Origin of the sequence: Streptomyces sp. NPDC102259, assembly GCF_044766465.1 — a bacterium.
Lineage (GTDB): Bacteria > Actinomycetota > Actinomycetes > Streptomycetales > Streptomycetaceae > Streptomyces.
Window position 1 is genome coordinate 864489 of sequence record NZ_JBIWMA010000002.1, and the last position, 19864, is coordinate 884352.

14 protein-coding genes and 2 pseudogenes are annotated in these 19864 nt (G+C 72.7%); 5 read left to right on the forward strand and 11 right to left on the reverse strand.

What is annotated here, in order from left to right:
* Window positions 1–933, forward strand: coding sequence for a MerR family transcriptional regulator (locus tag ACIRPU_RS08430; RefSeq protein ID WP_403863620.1), 933 nt, complete (start codon window positions 1–3; stop codon window positions 931–933).
* Between the two features lie 179 nt (window positions 934–1112).
* Here the strand turns inward: ACIRPU_RS08430 and ACIRPU_RS08435 are convergent, their stop codons facing one another.
* The 3 genes from ACIRPU_RS08435 to ACIRPU_RS08445 all read right to left on the reverse strand — a co-directional run bounded on the left by ACIRPU_RS08435 (window position 1113) and on the right by ACIRPU_RS08445 (window position 3096).
* A complete protein-coding gene (locus ACIRPU_RS08435; RefSeq protein ID WP_403863343.1) occupies window positions 1113–1517 on the reverse strand; it encodes a type II toxin-antitoxin system PemK/MazF family toxin in 405 nt (134 codons plus the stop codon).
* Between the two features lie 304 nt (window positions 1518–1821).
* A complete protein-coding gene (locus tag ACIRPU_RS08440; RefSeq protein WP_403863346.1) occupies window positions 1822–2517 on the reverse strand; it encodes a hypothetical protein in 696 nt (231 codons plus the stop codon).
* A gap of 69 nt (window positions 2518–2586) precedes the next feature.
* A complete protein-coding gene (locus ACIRPU_RS08445; RefSeq protein WP_403863349.1) occupies window positions 2587–3096 on the reverse strand; it encodes a WhiB family transcriptional regulator in 510 nt (169 codons plus the stop codon).
* Here ACIRPU_RS08445 and ACIRPU_RS08450 point away from each other — a divergent pair.
* The 3 genes and pseudogenes from ACIRPU_RS08450 to ACIRPU_RS08460 form a co-directional block, all read left to right on the forward strand.
* Window positions 3065–3451 (forward strand): annotated as a pseudogene (locus ACIRPU_RS08450) (hypothetical protein); the annotation flags it as partial. The gene ACIRPU_RS08445 and the pseudogene ACIRPU_RS08450 sit on opposite strands and share 32 nt — an antisense overlap.
* A 286-nt stretch (window positions 3452–3737) precedes the next feature.
* Window positions 3738–3983: pseudogene (locus tag ACIRPU_RS08455) on the forward strand (tectonin domain-containing protein); the annotation flags it as partial.
* A gap of 50 nt (window positions 3984–4033) precedes the next feature.
* The gene (locus ACIRPU_RS08460; protein ID WP_403863352.1) at window positions 4034–4438 is read left to right on the forward strand and encodes a tectonin domain-containing protein; all 405 of its coding nucleotides are present in this window, start codon (window positions 4034–4036) and stop codon (window positions 4436–4438) included.
* A gap of 86 nt (window positions 4439–4524) precedes the next feature.
* Here the strand turns inward: ACIRPU_RS08460 and ACIRPU_RS08465 are convergent, their stop codons facing one another.
* The 8 genes from ACIRPU_RS08465 to ACIRPU_RS08500 all read right to left on the reverse strand — a co-directional run bounded on the left by ACIRPU_RS08465 (window position 4525) and on the right by ACIRPU_RS08500 (window position 18929).
* Window positions 4525–7920, reverse strand: a complete 3396-nt coding sequence (locus tag ACIRPU_RS08465; protein ID WP_403863355.1) for a hypothetical protein — start codon at window positions 7918–7920, stop codon at window positions 4525–4527.
* A gap of 234 nt (window positions 7921–8154) precedes the next feature.
* Window positions 8155–9816 carry a serine/threonine protein kinase gene (locus ACIRPU_RS08470; RefSeq protein WP_403863358.1) on the reverse strand — a complete coding sequence of 554 codons (1662 nt, stop codon included), beginning with the start codon at window positions 9814–9816 and terminating at the stop codon, window positions 8155–8157.
* 444 nt (window positions 9817–10260) lie between these two features.
* The gene (locus tag ACIRPU_RS08475) at window positions 10261–11691 is read right to left on the reverse strand and encodes a CAP domain-containing protein (protein ID WP_403863361.1); all 1431 of its coding nucleotides are present in this window, start codon (window positions 11689–11691) and stop codon (window positions 10261–10263) included.
* Window positions 11692–11866: 175 nt separating this feature from the next.
* Window positions 11867–14860 (reverse strand): ATP-binding protein, encoded by a 2994-nt coding sequence (locus ACIRPU_RS08480; protein ID WP_403863364.1) that lies wholly within the window; start codon window positions 14858–14860, stop codon window positions 11867–11869.
* A gap of 69 nt (window positions 14861–14929) precedes the next feature.
* The gene (locus tag ACIRPU_RS08485) at window positions 14930–15283 is read right to left on the reverse strand and encodes a UBP-type zinc finger domain-containing protein (protein WP_403863367.1); all 354 of its coding nucleotides are present in this window, start codon (window positions 15281–15283) and stop codon (window positions 14930–14932) included.
* Window positions 15280–16755, reverse strand: a complete 1476-nt coding sequence (locus tag ACIRPU_RS08490; RefSeq protein WP_403863370.1) for an ATP-binding protein — start codon at window positions 16753–16755, stop codon at window positions 15280–15282. The genes ACIRPU_RS08485 and ACIRPU_RS08490 overlap by 4 nt, the downstream gene beginning before the upstream one ends.
* Window positions 16752–18428: an FAD-dependent oxidoreductase gene (locus ACIRPU_RS08495; RefSeq protein ID WP_355706915.1), complete on the reverse strand. Its 1677-nt coding sequence runs from the start codon at window positions 18426–18428 to the stop codon at window positions 16752–16754. Before ACIRPU_RS08495 ends, ACIRPU_RS08490 begins: the two co-directional genes overlap by 4 nt.
* Before the next feature lie 144 nt (window positions 18429–18572).
* Window positions 18573–18929 carry a VOC family protein gene (locus tag ACIRPU_RS08500; protein WP_355706914.1) on the reverse strand — a complete coding sequence of 119 codons (357 nt, stop codon included), beginning with the start codon at window positions 18927–18929 and terminating at the stop codon, window positions 18573–18575.
* Between the two features lie 62 nt (window positions 18930–18991).
* Here ACIRPU_RS08500 and ACIRPU_RS08505 point away from each other — a divergent pair, with 62 nt between their 5' ends.
* Entirely contained in the window at window positions 18992–19864 is an 873-nt protein-coding gene (locus tag ACIRPU_RS08505) for a universal stress protein (protein WP_403863374.1), read from the forward strand.

Below are 19864 nucleotides of genomic sequence, written 5' to 3' on the forward strand. Positions count from 1 at the left end.
ATGGACGGCGCGACTCTCTATTCGATCGGGGAACTCTCCCGGCGCACCGGTTTGTCAGTGAGGACAATCCGGTTCTACTCCGATGCGAAGGTGGTAGCGCCGACCAGCCGCACTCCCGCCGGATATCGACTGTACGATGTCGACGCACTGCGTCGCTTGGAACTCGTTGGCACGCTACGCGAGTTGGGGATCGACCTACCCACGGTCCAGCGAGTACTGAACCGCGAACTGTCGATGGCGGAAGTCCTCTCGGCCCACGCCGACGCCGTAGATGTTCAGATCCAGATGCTGCATCTGCGTCGGAGTGTTCTGCGAGCCGCGGCAAAACTCGGATCCAGTCCCAAGGAGACCAAGCTCATGCACAAGCTCGCGCAATTGTCCGTCGAGGAGCGTCGTCATCTGATCGACGATTTCATCGATGGCACCTTTGGAGTGGAGGACGCCGACGCGAATGCGGTGGCCATGGTTCGCGCTGCCACTCCGAATCTTCCGGAGGACCCGTCCACTGAACAGGTCGCCGCCTGGGTGGAGCTTGCCGAGTTGCTCAGCGACGAGGACTTCCGGACACAAATGCGACGGGTGGCCACCTTCCAGGCCGATCAGCACACGCTCGGTATCGAGGTCGAAGCCGGCGAAGAATTGATGGAGTTCACCCGTCAAAAGCTTGTCGAAGCCAGGAGTACTGGCATCGATCCGCTCGGCAATGAGGCAACACCCATCGTCGACGATCTCGTGCAACGTTTCGCCGACGTGTTCACGCGCGCCCCGGACGCGGAATTCCGGGACTGGCTGGCCCAGCAGTTCGAAGTCGCCTATGACCCCCGCGTGGATGAGTACTGGCGGCTGGTGTGGATCGTCAACGGCTGGCAGGTGGTACCGAATCTGATCCCTGTGTACACATGGCTGATCCATGCTTTGCGAAGGGATTCCTGAACATCTCCACCACGACGGTGACTGTATTCGCCTGAGCCTGGATCCACCGGCCTTCAGGGGGCTTCGTGGCCATCCCCCCGCGATCTCGGTGGTGAGGGGCGCTGAGGCGAGAGGTGGCCGGCGTCGATCATCCCGCCCGAGGTCGCCCACGCCGTCGCGGGCGTCGGCTCCTTCTCCGTCTACCCGAGTTCTCCGAGACGGAGGGCATCCCTCATCTCGCTGAGCTTCGCGGTCGTTGCCGGGGTCGGCTCCTGCGCTTGTTCAGCGAGTCGGAGGGCGTTGTCAATCTCGCTGAGCTTCAGGGAGGACAGGACGGCCGCCCGCTCTATCAGGTCGTCGCGGGACACAGTGGTCAGCCATGTGCAAGGGGTGAAGCCTGGACGCGGGAACGCGAGCCGCAGCACGCCTTCGAACGGCAGTCCTTCACCGGCGCCGACCATCACTTCGATGCCCAGACCGCTGATGTCGACGCCCGCCGGAGCGACGACCTGCATCACCCGGATCCCGGACGTGTCGTCTCCCGACAGCAGTACGACCAACCTCCTCTCGTCGAACTGGACCCACCAGACTTCGCCACGTTGCACAAGTCCTCCAGACACAGGACGGCAGGCAGACGCTGCACGACCCTGACGCGCTGTGGAGACGGGGGCGGCCACCGTTGATCATCGCTGTGTGAAGACTGAAGATCATGCGGTGGCCGAAGGTCACAGCGTAGACCCTGCACGCTGGCAGGAAGCGTTCGAGGGCCTGATGACCGGCCCGTCCTTGACCCCGTCCACCGGCTTGGCTGGTCCGTCCGGCGACGCCGCCACCAGGCCCGATCCCAGACCAGCCACTACCGGCGACAAGCCGATCAAGCATGAAGGTCACGATCTACGGCTGGAGTACTTAGGGGGTGAAGACCTCGTCGAGGCGGTCGATGGCCCCGTCGCCGCCCAGGTGGTACGTGAAGACCAGCCCGGAGTTCGGGTGGGCCTCGAGCCAGTCGAGGAACTCCTGGACGCCGAGGGGCTGGTTCTCGGTGCTTTCCACGATGGGGTTGGTCACGGTGACGTACGCGGCCTGATCCATCGGGATGTAGATCTCTTTGCCGACGGTCTCGAACGGCGCGCCGTCCGAGTCGGGAGAGCCGCACCCCCAGTTGCCGTGTTTGACGATCAGGCTCAGCGATCCGCCTTCCGGCGTGTAGCGGTAGACCGCGACCTCGTCGGGGGAGATGGGCATCTTGTGGTCACAGTCGTCACCGTCAGCACCCCCGTCACCCTCGGCGCCCGCCGAGGCCTTCGCCGGGGGAGCGGGGGACTTTGAGGCGATCGGAACGACACTGGGTGACTTGACGCCGCCGCCCGCGCCCGCGGAGGACTCCGCGCCGGGCTTCTTGCCCGTCGTGTCGGCATCCGCCCCCGGCTTGGCGCTGGTGCCGCTCGCCGTCGTCGCGCTCGGTTTCGCGCCGCTGCCGGCGTCCGTCGTGCCGTCGTCACCGGAGCAGCCCGTGAGGCTCAGCGCGCCCGCGGCGCACACGCCCAGCACGACCGCTCGGACGGCGCCCGGTCTGCGACGGCTCTTCCTCGGCGTCAGGTTCATGATGCGTCCCCCATCTTGCTTGTCTGAGATCTCCGTGAGCTTCGTCGGCTCGGGAGGAAGGGACGAGTTTCAGCCGTCGGCAGTTGCGTCCTGGCCAGATTTTGTATGCCGCCGGCGTCTGGTGGCAAGAGTCGGCTCCAGGGTCGCTCGTCGTATGGCACGGCGTTGGGCAGCCGTTGTGGCGCCCCAGATTCCGTCGTCCTCGCCTTGTTCGAGCGCCCAGTCGCGACAGGCGACGAGTACGGCGCAGCGGCGGCATACCGCTCGGGCCAGTGCGGCTTCCGCGCCGGGCGTCGCGAGGTCCGAGAGAGGAAAGAAGATCTCGGGATCCTCTCCGACGCACGCGGCTTGATCGCGCCAGTCGGACGTTGCCGGGTGTTCGCAACATGGGCCGGTCATGGTGCACCTCTCAAGGCCGCCGGAAGGCAGGGCAAGCGATGGGCACGGCGCGCGACAGCGCCGCGACCCGGCAGAGGTTCCAAGCATCTTAGGTCGGTATGTCTTATTTGCGATAGGGGGTCGGCGGCGCGAGTGGTGATGGCCCCACCTGTCCGTCCCCGAGCATCTGCCCGGCCTCATGGAATGGATCGAGCGCGTCCGGCGCGGGCTCGACACCGCCGACGCCGACCATCCCTTCCTCCTCTACGGAACGGACTGGCTGGCCTTCGCTCATCTCGTCATCGCCGTCGCCTTCTACGGCCCCTACCGTGACCCCGTGCGCAACATCTGGGTCGTCGAGTTCTCGATGATCGCCTGCGCCGGGATCATCCCGCTCGCGCTGATCTGCGGACCCGTCCGGGGGATTCCCTTCTGGTGGAGCGTGATCGACATGTCGTTCGGAGTGTTCGGGGTGATCCCGTTGTACGTGGTGCGGAAGAAGATCAAGCGCTTGGAGGCGTTGGGCGTCGGCGTCCCCGTACCGGCCGTTGTCTGAGCGCGACCGCCGCGATCCGCCGGGCTCATGGCCGTTCCGCTGGTAGGCGGTCCGTGGCGGCGGGGCCGTGGTGCCTCCATGTGGGTTACGGCGTTTCCGGTCTTCCGGGAATCGGCGCCGACTTTCCCGCTCCCGTGCGCCAGAGGGCGAGGTGGTGCCAAACATCGATTTCTGGATGTTTTGAGCGGTCAATCGGTATATAGCGCTGTTTGGTCGTCCTGGTCGCACCGCATGTACCGGGTGCAGCGCGCAACGTGCGACGTGCGACGTGAGAGGGGCGACAGGCATGGCTGACTGGAAGCAGATCTCCGGCGGTCTGACGACGATCTCGGTGGGGTCGCGGACCCACGTGTGGGGGGTCAACTCCGCGGGGCAGATCTATCGGTACACCGGGCACGACGCGAACCCGTGGATCGGAATCCCGGGCAAGGCGGTCGACATCGGTGTGGCCGCGGACGGGACGGTGTGGCACGTCAACTCCGCAGGTGGGATCTTCCGTTACACCGGGGACCAGGGCGCGACCGACTGGGTGGGCGTCGCCGGCGGGTTAACCCGCATCTCGGTGGGGTCGCGGACCCATGTGTGTGGGGGGTCAACTCCCTGGGGCAGATCTACCGCTACACCGGGCACGACGCGAACCCGTGGATCGGGATCCCGGGCAGGGCGGTGGACATCGGTGTGGCCGCGGACGGGACGGTGTGGCACGTCAACTCCGCGGGTGGGATCTTCCGTTACACCGGGGACCAGGGCGCCACCGACTGGATCTCCGTCTCGGGAGGCCTGTCGCGCATCTCCGCCGGCTCGCGGACGAACGTCTGGGGCACCAACTCCTCCCAGCAGATCTACCGGTACACGGGCCACGACGCCAGTCCCTGGACCGGCATCCCCGGCGGAGCGGCGGACGTCGGTGCCGCCGCCGACGGCACCGTCTGGGTCGTCAACTCCGCCGGCGGCATCTACCGCTACACCGGAGACCAGCCGAGCTGACCCGGTGAGCAGGGCCGTGCGGGTCCCGGTCCACAGCGACCGGGACATCGCACGCTGCCGCCCGGCTCCAGGGTGGCCGGCGGCGGTCATTCGTTCTCCGTCATGGTCTTGTGCGCCTCGTGGCGTACGTCGGCGTTCCCGTGCCCGCGCAGCAGGCGCAGCAGCGACCGCCACTCCTCGGGCCAGCCCAGTGCGACGCCCGTTCCCTTCACGAGGCCGACCGCCAGCAGGCCCGTGGCGGTGCCACCGTCGCGGGCGAACCGGTCGGCCGCGGTCAGCAGGGTCTCGGCGCGCTGCGGAACGGCGCGATACGACGAGGACGTCCGCAGTCGGTCGGACGTGTGCACCGCGACGGTCGTCCCGGCGCCCTCGAGAGCGTCCGCGAGGTCCCGCAGCCGTTCGAGCAGCGCGACCGGCTCCACGGTGTGATCGACCAACTGGCCGAGCAGGGAGGCGCGTTCCGCGGCCAGCAGGGGTTCCGACGCCAGCTGGGCCGCGACCGCTTCGAGCAACCCGGGTCGCACTCCGTCGACGAAGCCGAACGACGTCAGGTTCCGGAGCCGCTGCAGCGCCGGCAGGTCCCGGCCCTCCTGCGCGTCACAGCCGCCCTCCGGCGTGCGCATCGCGGCCAGCAACTCGGCCACCGCGCCATGGAACACGCTGCCCGGCGCGGCACCGCCCACGGGGTGCGCCGGCTCGGACGCGGCGAGATCGCGCAGCACCCACCCCGCGAACCGCCAGTGCGTACGCTCGCCGAGGTCGCAGACGGTACGAGAGATACGGAAGGCCAGTTCGGGTGAGTAGCGGCACCACACCCCCATGGCGAGCAGCAGGGCGTAGCCGCCCCCGAAACCCTCCGTGAGCGCGAGGGACGTGTCGTAGGCCGGGACGATCGCCGCGGCGTAGGCGCGGCGGTGCTTCTCGGCCAGCTCCCAGGGGGTGACGGCCAGGAGGGCCTCGTGCACGGGCAGGGCGTCGTCGTGTGCGACGTCGGCGAGCAGGCGCCAGGCCTCCGGTTCGCCGAGCAGCGGCGGCAGGGCGCGGACGACGGCGGCCCGCACGTCCGGGTGGCGGTCGGGGGCGTGGAAGGTGCTCGCCAGCAGGGACACCGCCTGCCGGGGCGGCAGGAAGCATGCGGCGAGCCGCACGGCCTCCTTGCGGGAGGTCACCTTCACGGGCCGCTCCCCGGTGAGCAACGCGCCCAGGGCGAAGGCGAGTTCGGACGGAGCGGTGAAACGGGCGGCGCGGGACGCCGCGTACACGGCGACCCGGGCCCGGTCGCTGCCCGCCTGCTCCAGCAGCGCCGGCAGGATGTCGTGGGGCCGATCGGTCCGGGGCAGCGCGCCGAGCGCCGCCTCGGCGACGACCACCTCCGGGTCGTCCTTGTGCGCGAGCGCCAGAGCCCGCCCGAACTCGGGCACCGGGGCCGCCGCCCGGATCAGGGCGGCCCGGTCGTCGAGCGAAAGGGAAGCGTCCGCGACGGCCTCCGCGGCCAGTCGGACCGCCGTCCGCTGCTGGCGGGGGAGCCAGCGGGCACTGTCGGCGAGGTCCGGCAGCGGGCGCCGGGCCCCGTCCACCAGGAAGCGGCCGTACGGCGCGGACGTGTCGAGCAGGGTGTCCAGCAGATCCGTGCGCCGCCGGCTCAGCACCCGCCGTACGGGTGCCAGCACGACCGACGACGGTTCGAGCGCGACGATCCTGGCGACCCGTTCGTCGCGGGTCGCCGGTGCGGCCAGCCATAGTTGGGCCGCCGCCCGGAACGTCTCGTCGTCGCCGCGTTCCAGGGCCGTGGCCAGCCGCTCCTGCAGCTCGGGCAGCCGCCGGGCGCGCGGACCCAGTGCGGTGGCCAGGCCCAGCAGCAGCCGGAAGTCGGCCCGCCCGGCCCCGGCGTCGAGCCAGGGGCGCAGGGACTCGCACACCTGGTGTTCCTGGCCTCGTCGCAGGACGCGGTGCAGCGGGCCGAAATCGGGTACGCCGACCCGGCTCGTGATGCGCTCCAGGGTGCGCAGCGCCCAGTGCCGCAGACCCGCCTCCTCGTCCGTGGCGTGCTCGACGAGCAGACGTACGGCGAGTGTGCGCAGTGCCGTCAGGGTGGCGGCGGAGCTGTCCCGCGCCTCCAGTGCGTCGGCGGCGATCGCGTCCAGCAGCGGGGCGTCGTCGGAGCCGAAGAGCCGCGGGTGCGCCCGGGCGAGTGCGCCGAGCGCCTCGGCGCGTACGGGGTCCCGCTCGTTGCGCAGCCGGCGGCCCGCCGTGGTCAGCAGCTCGGTGATCGCCTCCCGGCCGCCGTCCCGGGCGGCGCAGGCCACGAACATCGGCCAGGCGGTGGCCCGGTCGTCGGCGTCGGACCGTCCGATCGCGGCGAGCAGCGCGGGACGCACCTCGTCGATCGGGCCGTGGGCGAGGGTGTCCAGGTCATCGAACCAGTAGTCGGAGCCGTCGAACTCCGCCGCCGCACGCCGGACTTCGGCCCACCGGCGCTCGCGCGGCAGCAGGTCGAGGACGCTCTGCGCCGGGTCCCATCGAGTCCCTCCGGCGGCGACCGCGTCCACGAACGCGGGGCGTCGGCCGGGCGCGACGGCCTTCACCAGTGCGGCGAAGTGGCCGCCGCGGGTCAGCCAGTGACGGCCCAGCGCGGTCAGTGCCGCGGGTTCGGCCCGCGCGAGCCTGTGCAGCACTCCGGGCGGCGGTACCGGCTCGTTGCGCTGTTCCCGGCGGTCGGGGGAGGTGATCCAGCGGATCACGCGCTCGGCGTCGGCGGTGGCCAGGGGGCCGAGTCCGTTGTTCAGCGCGGGCGGCATACTGCCGGGGCCGTGCCGCTCCAACAGGGTCAGCACCCGCTCGGGGCGCAGGGGCGCGAGCGCCGCGACCGTGGTGGCGTGCCGGCGCCACCAGTGGTCCCGCTGCTCTCCGCCGGCCCGGTCCGCCAGGGTCTGCTCGGCGTGGTCCAGCACCGGGTCGGGATGCCGGCACGCGAGCCGCGTCCAGCCGTCGACGGCGTACGCCAGGCCCGGCAACTCCCGTGCCACGAAGGAGGTGGAGCAGGCCGGCAGCAGCCGCGCGGCCTCGGCGTCGCCCCACTCCGCGCGCAGTCGCGCCACCAGCCGCTCGGCGAGTTCGCTGCGGCCTCCCGCGGCGAGCAGGCGGGCCAGTCGCTGCCTCAGCACGGCCGGTGCGTCGTCGTACGCGGCCTCCACCGCCCGGTCCGGTACGGGCAGGTCCCGTGCGGCGCGGCGCGCGTACCCGGCGACGACCGGGTCCGGGTCGGCCAGCCGCTCCGCGAGGAACCCCGCGTCCCGTCCGACCAGGGCCGCCAACGCCGCGAGCCGCCGCTCGTACGGCCCGCGCCCGTCCCACTCGGCAAGCAGCGGGGCGAGTGTCCCCTCGTCCGCGAGCCGACGTGCGGTCCGAGCCGTCAAGGTCAGGCGTGCGGGGAACGGCAGCGGTTCGAGGGCGGCGAGCAGCTGCTCCGCGGTGGTCGGCATCCGCCGATTCTGCCCGGCGAGATGTGTTCGTGCGATCGAATAAGACGGTGTTCTGTAAGGGTCGGACGCAGTGGTCGCCGGTAGCGGCGAGGGGCTGCCGCGAGGCCGAGGGGCCAGTCGGGTGCGTGGCCGGCGTTCGAGGCGGCGCCGGGTCCGCGCTGACCGGACAGCCGCCGCCACCCCTGGCCCGCGGCCGGCCGCGTTCCTCGCGCGGCACCGCGCCGGGCGTCCCGGTCAGGCGGCCGAACCCGGCCGGAAGGTCTTCAGGAACGTGTCCAGGGCCTCGCGGTTGGCGCTCTTGCCCCAGTCCGCGGACGGCGTCGTCCAGCGCAGCGAGAAACTGCGGTGCCCGCCGAGGAGGAAGCCGCGGCCGAACGTGCGCACCTGTGCGCCGTCGGCGTTCACGAGCCACTCCATGTCGGCGGCCTTGTACCCCTGGTACGTCGTCGCCTCGATGTCGCCCAGCCGTCGGAAGCCCTCGTCCTGCTTCAGGTCGGGCTCGACGTCCTCGCGCCAGACGGCCACCGGGTCCGGTCCGGCGGTCTCGCTGTAGGTCACCGCGAGGGTCCGCGGATCGCCGGCCGCCCCGAAGGTGACGCGGTACGCCTGATCGGCGCCACGCGCCGTCTCCAGCGGCTTCCAGCCCTGGGGAAGGGCGACCGAGAAGCCCTCGGGCGCGCGGTACACGCGATAGCCCTCGGGGAGGGCGTCGGCGGTGGCGGGCGCCGAGGGGGAGGTCTCCTGGGACGTGCTCGGAGACGGGCTGCTCGGCGCCGGGCTGCCCGGAGACGGGCTGCCCGGCGCGGTCGGTGCAGGTGCCGCGGAGTCTCTTTCGCCGGCGTCCTCGCCGGGTGTCGCGGCGGAGGCGGACGGCCGGGCCTGCGCGCCGGCCCCCGCGGTGTCGTCGCTGTCGGGCAGTTGATGGGTCACGGCGAGGGCGGCGACCGCCACGGTGACGACGGCCAGCGCCGTCCCGGCCGCCATGGCCCGGCCGCTCCACCGCGGACCGACGTACCGGGCGGCGGCGCAGGCACGCTTCAGCCGGGGAGCGTGCATGACCGCGTGCGGGTCCTCGTCCAGCACCCGGGTGAGGGACTGGCGTACGACCGTCCTGGTCAGCCGCTCCCGGGAGTCCTTGCGCAGCAGTCCCTGCACGGTAGGGGTCAGCGACCCGGCCCGCAGCGGGGTGCGCAGCGGCAGCCGGTCCACGCCCTTCAGCGTGCTCTCGGGCCGGTCCCGGTCCCGGTACGGCGGCCGCCCCTCGACCATCGTGTACAGGATCGCGCCCAGCGCCCACAGGTCGGCCGCCGGGCCGATCCGGTCGTCCCGGGCCTGCTCGGGGGAGGCGTACGCCGGGGCCGCCACCCGGGGGGCGAGGGTCGCGCCCGCCAGTCCGAACCCGGTGAGGACGAGGGGGCCCCGGGCCCGCACGAAGACCTGACCGGGGCTCAGCTCGCCGTGGGTGATGCCCTCACCGTGCGCGACCTCGAGCACGTCGAGCAGCTGCAGCCCGATCGTCGCGGCCCTGGCCGGACTGAACGATCCCTTCTGATCGAGGAGTTGACTCAGGGGCAGGCCGTCGATCCACTCGGTGACGGTCCACAGGGAGCCCGCCTCCTCCATGGCGTCGACGACCGTGGCGATCCGGCCGGGGCACAGCCGCGCCATCGTCTCGGACATGCGCAGGACCCGGTCGGCGGCCTGGCGGGCCTTCTCCTCGCCCTGGCCGGCCGGCAGCCCGATCCTGGTGACCAGGCAGGGCCGGGCCGCCCCGGTCTCCTCGACGTACTCGCCGTACCAGCTGACGCGGTTCGTCTCCCGGTGGACGACGTCGAGCAGCCGGTACCTCCCGGCGACCAACTCGTGCGTGGAGACGTGCGTCTTGACCATGGCCATCCCTCGCTGAACCGGCGGACTCACCTTTCCCAGTGGTACGACAGGCGTGAGGGGGTCCGTTCAATTGGAGCGCAACTCCGGCGTGATTCCTGTCTTTTATTCAAAAAGGGCGCTGCTTTGAGCCGAGTGCATGTACGAGAAAAGGTAATTGCCGAGGGTCGTCCTGGTCCCGTCCTGCGGTGTAACCAGCGGTAAACAACCCGGGTCGGACTCGTCGGGGCTTCCCGGGAACGACCTCCTTGACCGTGACGCATTCCTGCTCGGAGGCCCTCCCGGCGGATTTCCCAATGCGGTGCAATCGCCTCCGCGCAGTGGTCCGGCTCAGAGGTCTCGGCGCACCGCGAAGTGCGTGCCGCAGGCCGATGCGCTCCAGCTCCCGTCCCAGCTCGGACAGTTCGGCCGCCGTCTCCGCGCGGTCGCGGCCCAGCCGGGCCGGCGCCTTCGTCAGGCGCCGAAGAGCTGGGTCCAGTACGTGCCCGAGGGGCCGCCGCCCGCGAAGCCGACGCCGATGTGGGTGAAGGCGGGTTTGAGGATGTTGGCGCGATGACCGGGGCTGTTCATCCAGCCCTCCACCACCTCGGCGGGGGAGCGCTGGCCGCAGGCGATGTTCTCGCCGATGGTCCGCCGGGTCGAGCCCGCCGAGGCGGCCCGGTCCCATGGCTCGCTCCCCTCGGGCGAGGTGTGCGAGTAGAAGGCGCGCCCCGCCATGTCCGCGCTGTGCGCCTGCGCCGCGGCGGTGAGCAGCGGATCGACGGCCAGGGCGCGCAGACCGGCTCGCGCCCGCTCACGGTTGGTGAGACCGACGACCTCGGCCGTGGTCCGGGCCAGGCCGTCCGCGGTGAGCGGGCTCGCCCACAGGGCGGTCCAGTAGGTGTCGCCGGTGCGTGTGTCGGTGGCGCGCGCCAGTGCGGCGTGCGTGAACGCCGGGTCGTGCAGGGTCTGCCGGGTCCGGTCGGTGCGCAGACAGTACGCGACGAACTCGGCGGCGGTGCGGGGCCCGGAGACCAGGTGCTCGCCGATGGCGAGGTACCGGTATCCGGCCGCCGCGACCCGCTGGTGCACCGAGACGCCGTCCGCGCCCTCGGTACCGAGCCGCCCGGCCGCGGCCAGGGCGGCCGCGTGCTCGCGGGCCGCGGAGGCGAGGCGGGCGTCGAGGGAGACGGGCGGCGAACCGGCCGTGGCGCGGGCGGGGTTGACGAGGGCGAGGAAGCCGTCCGGATCGGAGGCGGACACCGCGGAGCCGTGGGCGGACGAGCCGTGCGGGGCGAAGGCGGGGGCCGGTGTCGTCGGGCGCGGCGCGGTCGTCGGCTGCCGGGTCGCAGGGGTCGCGCCGCCTTCCCCGGCGTATCCGCGCGGTGGCCCTGCCACGGTCCGTCCACGCGTGGGCGGGCTGTCCTCGGCCACGACCTCCACGCCGAAGTCCCGGGCCAGACCCGCCAGTCCGTCCGTGTACCCCTGGCCGAGCGCCCGCAGCTTCCAGCCGCCGCCACGCCGGTAGAACTCCGCGAGCAGCAGCACCGTCTCGCCCTGTGTGGGCGGTGGCGTGAAGCGGGCCAGCACCCGGCCCGGCACATCGGCGACCTGCAGCGTGGGCAGGGGCAGCCGGGCCAGGGGGGTGCCCGGCTCGGCCGCGCCGACGACCACCGTGACGCGGGTGGCGCCGGCCCGCAGCCTGTCGGGTTCCAGCGTCAGGGTGTCGCCCCGGAGCAGGGCTCCCGGCGCGGTCGGCTGGTTGTAGAACACGAAGTCGGCGTCGCCCCGGACCTTGCCGCTGTCGTCCGTGACGAGCGCGCAGACGTCGAAGGGGCCGGGCACCCTGATGGCCAGGGCGCCGCCCGGGAGGGGCAGATTGCCCCCGGGAACCAACACGTTCATCCTGCCGCCCCGATGTCGTCGTACGGGCCCCGCGGGCCTGTCCGGACAACGGTCGGCGGGCCGCCGGGGTTCCTCGCCCGCGTCTGTACGCACGCTGAACGCATGCTGCGCGCACGCTGAACGCCGGCCCACTGAACGCCCGCCCGCAGTGGCCGGGCCGAGGCCGCCGGGCGGGTCAGCCCGACGCGCCGAGCTCCGGTGCGAGCAGCCGCTCGCGGTAGGCGATCGCCACGGCCTCCGTACGGCTCGCCGCGCTCAGCTTGGCGAGGATGTTGGAGACATGGACGCTCGCCGTCTTGCCGCTGATGAACAGTTCCTCGCCGATCTGCCGGTTGCTCCGGCCGAGCGCGAGCAGCCGCAGGACATCCCGCTCCCGGGCCGTCAGGGCGACCGGACCGCCCCGGGCGGTGGACCCGGCGTCGCCGAGGCGCCCGCGGCGGACCAGGTCGTCCGCCCGCTCCAGCAGGGTCGTGGCGCCCAGCCGTACGGCCGTCTCCCGGGCGGCGCGGGCCTCGGCCGCCGCGTCCTCGCGTCGCCCTGCCGCCAGCAGGGCCTGCGCGTACCGCAGCCGGCAGCGGGCGCGTTCGTAGGCGTCGCCGTAACCGAACGCCGCCACCGTCCTCTCCCAGGCCGCCGGGTCGGGCCCGGTGGTGGCCCATGCCCACTCGGCCTCCGCGCGGGCCAGCCAGGCGCGCCCCTCCGGACCCTGCGGCACCCCGGTCGCGCCCCGCAGGGCCACCGCCCGGGCCGGCTCCAGGAGCTCCGTCGCGACCGCCGACCAGCGGCCGGCCGCCGCCTCGTCACCGTCGCGCCGAGCCCCGGACGCCGCGTCGGCGACCGCCGTGAGGGCGAGCGCGGTGAGCCGGACCGTGACGTCCGGGAGCATGCCCACGTCGTCCGTGAGGGCTTCGACCGAGGACCGCAGCCGGGCCACCGCCGCCTCGGCGTCCCCGCTCAGTACCGCCACGTCGGTCAGCACGATGCCCGCGACGAGCGCCGCCATCCAGTCGAAGCGCCCGTCCAGCAGGGTCCGGGCCCGGTCGACGACGCCCTTGTCGCCGCGCGCGAGGCCCACGTACAGGGCGGGACCCACCGCGAAGCCACCCGACGCCGGCAGCACCGCCAGGTCGGTCGCCGCCGTCCGCAGGCACTCGTCCCAGCGGCCCAGCGTGTAGAGCACCAGCAGCTGGAGGTAGCGCATCTCCAGCGGATACGGCGAGGACAGCAGCCCCGCCCGGCGGGCGCGGTCCAGGCCCTCGGCCAGCCAGGGCAGGCACTCCTCCAGCTCCCCGGCCTCGTACGCGCCCATGGCCAGGGTGAACAGGGCCCGCATCTCCACCGGGGCGTTGCCGCCGCGCCGGGCCAGTTCCCGCGCCTCCGTGAGCCTCACGCGCCCCTCGGCGGAGCGGCGGCCGTCGCCCTCGAGGTTGGCCAGCGAGACCAACAGGTCGGCACGTGCGTCGGTCAGATCGAGTTGCTCGGCGGCGCGCAACGCCCGGCGCGCGACCCGCAGCGCGGTCTCGGAGTCACCGACCTGACGGGCCGCCAGGACATGCGTGGCGGCGGCCCACACCCAGGTCGGCGACGGCGGTTCGGCGGGGATCATCGCCAACGCCTCGCTGCTGTAGGCGAACGCGGCCGTCAGACTGTCGACGCCCATGAGCGTGCCGGCCAGCGTGTACCGCACGCGGGCGGCGAGTTCGGAGTCGGTGTCCTGGCCGACGCCCGCGAGCGCGGCCCGGGTCAGGGAGACCGCGCGGTGCGCCTCCCCGGCGTGCGCTGCCGCCGCCGAGGCGCGCAGCATCAGCGTGACCCGGTCGCGCCCCTCACCGGACGGAAGGGCCGACGCGGGCACCGACTCCCAGAGGTCGAGAAGGGCCTCGAGATGGCGTAGTTCCTCGGCGGGCGCGCCGACCCGCCGGGCGTGGTCGGCGGCCTCCAGCGAGGCGGCGAGGGCCTCGCCCAGGTCATGGCTCTCGCGGTAGTGGTGGGCGCGCTCCGCCGCGGTCTCGGGATGGTGGCCCCGCCCGGCCAGCAGAGCGGCGAACGCGCCGTGCAGCCGGGAGCGTTCACCCGGCAGCAGATCCGCGTACACCGCCTCGCGTGCGAGGGCGTGCCGGAAGGCGTACGCGCCGTCGTCGCCCGCGACCAGGAGCTGGTGGCCGACGGCTTCCCGCAGCGCCGACTCCAGCTCGTCCTCGGGCAGCCCCACCGCGTCCCGCAGCAGGTCGTGTTCCACGCGCCGGCCGGCGACGGCGGCGGTGCGCAGCACCTGCTGGGCGGTCTCGGGGAGTTGCTCGACGCGGATGAGGAGGAGGTCGGCCAGCCCGCTGGGCATTCCGCCGGCCTCCGTGTCCGTGGCCGCCAGCAGCTCCTCCGCGTAGAAGGCGTTGCCCTCCGCGCGCTCCACGATGCGGCGCACCGTGGCGTCCGGCAGCGGCCGGTCCTCCAGGGCGCGCAGCAGCCGGGCCACGTCGGCGTCCGCCAGCGGCCGCAGCTCCAGCCGGTCCACGGCCGGCAGCCGCACCAGCTCCGCCAGCAGCGGGCGCAGCGGGTGCCGGCGGTGCAGGTCGTCCGCCCGGTAGGAGGCCAGGACCGCCAGCCGGTGACCGGAGCCGTTGCCCGTGGGCCGTTGCAGGAAGCCCCGGCTGAGCAGGAAGCGCAGCAGGTCCCGGGAGGACTGGTCGGCCCAGTGCAGGTCCTCCAGGACGAGGAGCAGCGGCGTGACGTCCGACAGGTCGGCGAGCAGCGCCGCCATCCCCTCGAACAGTCTCAGCCGCCCTTCCCCGCTGCCGGACCGAGGGGCGAGCCCCGCGTCGTCCCGCGCGGTGTCCGTGCCCGCGCCGAGCAGCCGGTCGACCAGGGGGTGCGCGGCCAGGACGGCGGCGAACCGCTCGTCGGCGGCGAGCAGGCCCAGGATCTCGGTGAACGGCAGATACGGCAGCCCCACGTCACCGAGGTCGACGCAGTGCCCGGTGAGCACGGTCATGCCGGAGCGGGCCGCCCGCGTGGCGACCTCGTCCAGCATCCGGGTCTTGCCCACGCCGGCGTCCCCGGCGATCAGCACCGCGCGCGACTCACCGCCCCGGGCCCGTTCCAGCACGCCGGAGAGCCGGGCGAGTTCCTCTTCCCGGCCGATGAACGGAGTGGCGAACACGGTCTGCGACACGACTCCATCCTGGCACGCGCCACCGACAACACGGCCCGCGACCAGGAACGGAGCCCGGCCGGGACGATCTCAACGGTGCAGTGACCGCGCCCAGTCCTCCGGCACCCGCCCGGCCGGGCCCGGCACGGGTTGGTCCGCGGGGTGCGCGGCCGGTGGGGCGAGCTCGGGCCCGGACTCGTACAGCTCGTCGGTGGAGTAGTCCCAGAACCACTCCTCGCCCGGCTCGAAACTGCGGACCAGGGGATGCCCGGTCGCCTTGTAGTGCGCGGTGGCGTGCTGCGCGGGGGAGGAGTCGCAGCAGCCGACATGGCCGCAGCTCGCGCAGCGCCGCAGGTGGAACCACCAGCCGCCCGCCGCGTCGCAGTCCACGCAGCCGGCGCTGCTGGGCGGGACGCTCGGGTCGATGGCGTCTACGTCGGTCATGCGGGCTCCTCGGCGGTCTCGGGGTCCGGTGCGCTGTCGGGGTCGGGGGCGGTCAGCGGCAGCAGCACCTGGAAGCGGGTGTCGCCCGGCACGGACTCCACATGAAGGCCGCCGTGGTGCTTGTTGACGACGATCCGCCAGGAGATGTCCAGACCGAGCCCCGTGCCCTCGCCCACCGGCTTGGTGGTGAAGAACGGGTCGAAGATGCGGCCCCGGACGTCCGGCGGGATACCGGGGCCCGTGTCGCGGAACTCCACCAGCAGTCGGTCGCCCTCGCGGGCCGTCCGCACCGTCAACGTGCCTTCCCCGCCGATGCTGTTGATGGCGAACACGGCGTTGTCGACGAGGTTCGTCCACACCTGGTTGAGCTCCGCCGGATAGGCCGGGATCGCCGGCAGCGCACGGTCGTAGTCCTTGACGACCTCGATGCGCGGTCCGATCTTGCCCGACAGCATCAGCAGCGTGCTGTCGAGGAGTTCGTGCACGTCGACGACCCGGTAGGGGGCGCGGTCGAGCTGCGAGTACTGCTTGGCGGCGTCGACGAGGTGCGAGATGCGGTTGGTGGAGTCGCCGATCTCGTCCATCAACAGTTCGGTCTCGACCGTGTAGTTGAGCCACCCCATCGCGCTCGGCAGGATCTCCTCGTCGACGGCGGCCGCGATCTGCTCCAGCCAGTCCACGTCCAGCCCGGCCTGCACGAAGGTCGGCGCGATCCGCCAGCCCTCCTGGATGCCGTGGTCGTCGAGCCAGTCGGTGAGGTCGTCCTCCCGGTCGGAGGCCTCCAGCGGGCTCAACACCGGTGCCTTCGCGACCAGTTCGGCGGTGCGCTCCTGGATCTCGATCAACCGGGCCAGCGCCTCCGGGTCGTACGCTCCGGAGGCGATGACGGCCAGCTTGTGCCGCATCTTCGCCACCCGCTCCCGCAGCGTCGCGGTGGCGCGCACGGCCGCCGCGGCCGGGTTGTTGAGCTCATGGGTGAGACCCGCCGACAACGAGCCCAGGGCCAGCAGCCGTTCCCGCTGCCCGATGGCCCGCTGGGTGTTCTTCGAGCCGAAGAACAGGCCCTCCAGCAGGTGCGCCGCCATCGGGAACCACTCCCGCATGATGGCCGAGAACGACTCGGCGGGCAGCACGAAGAACCGCGTCGGCTCGGTGACCCGCATCGAGTTGTTGTAGACCTGCGGCACCTGGTCCCCCAGGTAGGCCTGCATGGCCCCGGCGTACACCCCGCGCTGGGAGGTGCGGCTCACCTCGACGTCGTCCCCGCCGACCCGGCGGTACAGCACCACCGTGCCCTCGACCATCACGTAGAAGCAGGTCGCCGGATCGCCCTCGGTGTACACCGGACCGGGCTCGAACCGCTCCACCCGGCCCTCGCTGCACAGCCGTCCGAGCTGTTCGGGGGAGAGCTTCTCGAACAGGAACAGCGAGCTGATCTCGGTCGGGCTGCACGGCATCAACCGCCCGCTCATGACTGCTCCAGATACCGGTGGACGAGCATCACGGACATGGCTCCCTCTCCTACGGCGGACGCGACGCGCTTCGCGGACTCGGCGCGCGCGTCGCCCGCCACGAACACGCCGGGAATACTGGTCTCCAGGTGGTACGGCGGCCGGTCCAGCGCCCAGTCCGCCGGCGGCCGCCCGTCGGGCGTGAGATCGGGTCCGGCGAGGATGAACCCGCGCTCGTCGCGCAGCACCGTGCCGTCCAGCCAGTCGGTCAGCGGGGCCGCGCCGATGAACACGAACATCCACTGCGCGTCGACGAGTTCGGTCTCGCCGGTCGTCACGTCCCGCAGCGTCAGCTGCTCCAGGTGACCGTCCCCGTGCGCGGCGTCGACGACCGTGCCGGGGCGCACGGAGATGTTGGGCGACTCGTCGATCTGCTGGATCAGGTAGTACGACATCGAGGCCGCCAGGGACTCCCCGCGCACCAGCAGCGTGACGGACTTGGCGCCTCTGGCGAGGTACATGGCCGCCTGGCCGGCCGAGTTGGCGCCGCCCACGATGTACACGTCCTGCCCCTGGCAGGAGGACGCCTCGGTGAGCGCGGATCCGTAGAAGACCCCGCAGCCGGTCAGGTCGTCGCAGCCCGGCGCCGCCAGCTGCCGGTAGGACACGCCCGTCGCGAGGATCACGCTGTGCGCGGCCACCGCCGAGCCGTCCGAGAACCGCACGACGCGCGCGGAGCCGTTGACCTCGAGCCCGGTGACCTCGCGCGCGGTGAGGATCTCGGCGCCGAACTTGGTGGCCTGCCGCCGTGCGCGGTCGGTGAGCTGGGCCCCGGACACCCCGTCCGGGAAGCCCAGGTAGTTCTCGATGCGGGAGCTCTGCCCGGCCTGTCCGCCGGTCGCGGACCGCTCCACGAGCACCGTCCGCAGCCCCTCGGAGGCCCCGTACACCGCCGCGCCGAGCCCGGCCGGGCCGCCGCCGATCACGACCAGGTCGTAGAAGTCGGCCGTCGGCGTCGTCGCCAGCCCCACGTGGGCGGCCAGTTCGGGCGCGTCCGGCTCGACCAGGGGCGTGCCGTCCGCGGTGACCACCAGCGGCAACCGCTGTCCGTCGACCCCGGCCGCGGCCAGCAGCCGCTGCCCCTCGGGCTCGTCGGCGGAGTACCAGCGGTACGGCACCTGGTTGCGGGCCAGGAACTCCCGTACCTGCGACGACCGGGCCGACCAGCGGTGCCCGACCACCTTCGTGGCGGGCACGGGCCGGTAGTCGCTGGAGCGCCAGGCGTCCAGCAGGTCGTCCAGGACGGGGTAGAGCTTCTCCTCGGGCGGGTCCCACGGCTTCAGCAGATAGTGGTCGAGGTCGACGACGTTGATCGCGTCGATCGCCGCGCTCGTGTCCGCGTACGCGGTCAGCAGCACCCGCCGGGCGCCCGGATACACGTCCAGGGCCTGTTCGAGGAACTCGATGCCGTTCATCTGGGGCATCCGGTAGTCGGCGAGGATGACGGCGACCAGGTCGCCGCGGAGCTTCAGCTCGCGCAGCGCCTCCAGCGCGGACTCCCCGGACTCGGCGCGCACGATCCGGTACGCGGCGCCGTAACGGCGCCGCAGATCCCGGGCGACGGCCCGGGAGACCCCCGGGTCGTCGTCCACGGTCAGGATGACGGTCCGCGCCGAATCGGCGGCCTGTGCCATACGTCTCCCACCCCGAGAGGGTCGTCACTCACGGCGGCACGGCGAAGCCCGCGCCGGCTCCGCCCATCGTATGTTCGATCGCCCCGGTCCGCTCCGGGATATCGGCGGACCGCGCGCTCTGAGCACAGGGCAGGGCGCACGCGGTCAAGACGGCTGCCGCGCACCCAGCACGCAGAACTCGTTGCCCTCGGGGTCGAACAGCGTCACCCACGGCTGCTCGCCCTGTCCGATGTCCGCGTGGCGGGCGCCCAGGGACAGCAGACGGGCCACCTCGGCGGGCTGGTCGTCGGGGCGGAAGTCCAGGTGGAGCCGGTTCTTGACGGTCTTCTTCTCCGGCACCGGCACGAAGAGCAGGCCCGGCGTCCGGTCCTGCTCCGGTCGGATCTCGTACTCGTCGGGCGCGTCGTTGACCACGACCCATCCGAGGGCCGCGGCCCACCAGCGCCCCAGCGCCGACGGGTCGGTCGCGTCGACGATCACTTGCTCCCAGTCCAAGGCCATGCCCGCAGCGTAGTGAAGACTGGGGCCCGACGGATGTGATCACGACACGAGGAGGCGGCGGGATGACGGGCCCGATCACGGCAGGGGTCGACGGGACGGACGAGAGCATCGCGGCGCTCGCCTGGGCGGCCCGGGAGGCCGTCCGGCGAGGCCTGAATCTACGGGTGGTGCACGCCTGGGGGTTCCAGCCGAACGCGGCGGCCGACGTGGCGGACCGGGACGCCCAGGAGCAGTGGGTGCGCGACTCCGTACGGCGGGCCGTCGCGACGGTCGCCGAGCGGTACCCGGGGCCGGCCGTCACCGTCGACGTCCGGGAGGGCAGCCCGATCGGGACGCTGGTCGCCGCCGCGGCGGAGGCGGAGCTGCTGGTGCTCGGCTCGCGCGGGCACGGACCGGTCGTCGGGTTCCTGCTGGGCTCGGTCGGCCAGCAGGTCATCACCGAGGCCGCGTGCCCCGTCGTGCTGGTCCGGGCCGGTGACAAGCCCTCGTCCGAGGTGGCCGGCCAGGAGATCGTCGTCGGCCAGCACGGAGAGCCCGAGGACAGCGCCGCGGCGCTGCGCTTCGCGTTCGAGACGGCGGCGACCCGGGGCGCGGCCGTGCGTGCGGTACGGGCCTGGACGCTCCCGCCGGTGTTCGCCTACAGCCCCGGCTCGCTCAAGCTCGCGGACGAGGCCGGCGGCCTGGAGCCGTTCGAGAAGAAGGCGCTGGCCGAAGCCCTGGAGCCGTGGCGGGCGCGGTTCCCCGACGTGCCGGTGGTGGAGCACGTGGAGATGGGCAGCGCCGGGCAGGTGCTGCTGTCGGTGTCCGGGCGGGCGCAGCTGATGGTGGTCGGCCGCCGCGCCCACCGCACGGCCGTGGGCGCCCGGATCGGCTCGGTGGCGCACGGCGTCCTGCACCACGCGGACTGCCCGGTCGCCGTCGTGCCCCACGAGTGA

Coding starts and splice junctions, on each gene's coding strand:
- ACIRPU_RS08430 (WP_403863620.1), top strand. CDS start 1: ATGGACGGCGCGACTCTCTATTCGATCGGGGAACTCTCCCGGCGCACC.
- ACIRPU_RS08440 (WP_403863346.1), bottom strand. CDS start 2,517: ATGAACCTGACGCCGAGGAAGAGCCGTCGCAGACCGGGCGCCGTCCGA.
- ACIRPU_RS08445 (WP_403863349.1), bottom strand. CDS start 3,096: ATGAGGCCGGGCAGATGCTCGGGGACGGACAGGTGGGGCCATCACCAC.
- ACIRPU_RS08465 (WP_403863355.1), bottom strand. CDS start 7,920: ATGCCGACCACCGCGGAGCAGCTGCTCGCCGCCCTCGAACCGCTGCCG.
- ACIRPU_RS08470 (WP_403863358.1), bottom strand. CDS start 9,816: ATGGCCATGGTCAAGACGCACGTCTCCACGCACGAGTTGGTCGCCGGG.
- ACIRPU_RS08475 (WP_403863361.1), bottom strand. CDS start 11,691: ATGAACGTGTTGGTTCCCGGGGGCAATCTGCCCCTCCCGGGCGGCGCC.
- ACIRPU_RS08485 (WP_403863367.1), bottom strand. CDS start 15,283: ATGACCGACGTAGACGCCATCGACCCGAGCGTCCCGCCCAGCAGCGCC.
- ACIRPU_RS08490 (WP_403863370.1), bottom strand. CDS start 16,755: ATGAGCGGGCGGTTGATGCCGTGCAGCCCGACCGAGATCAGCTCGCTG.
- ACIRPU_RS08495 (WP_355706915.1), bottom strand. CDS start 18,428: ATGGCACAGGCCGCCGATTCGGCGCGGACCGTCATCCTGACCGTGGAC.
- ACIRPU_RS08500 (WP_355706914.1), bottom strand. CDS start 18,929: ATGGCCTTGGACTGGGAGCAAGTGATCGTCGACGCGACCGACCCGTCG.
- ACIRPU_RS08505 (WP_403863374.1), top strand. CDS start 18,992: ATGACGGGCCCGATCACGGCAGGGGTCGACGGGACGGACGAGAGCATC.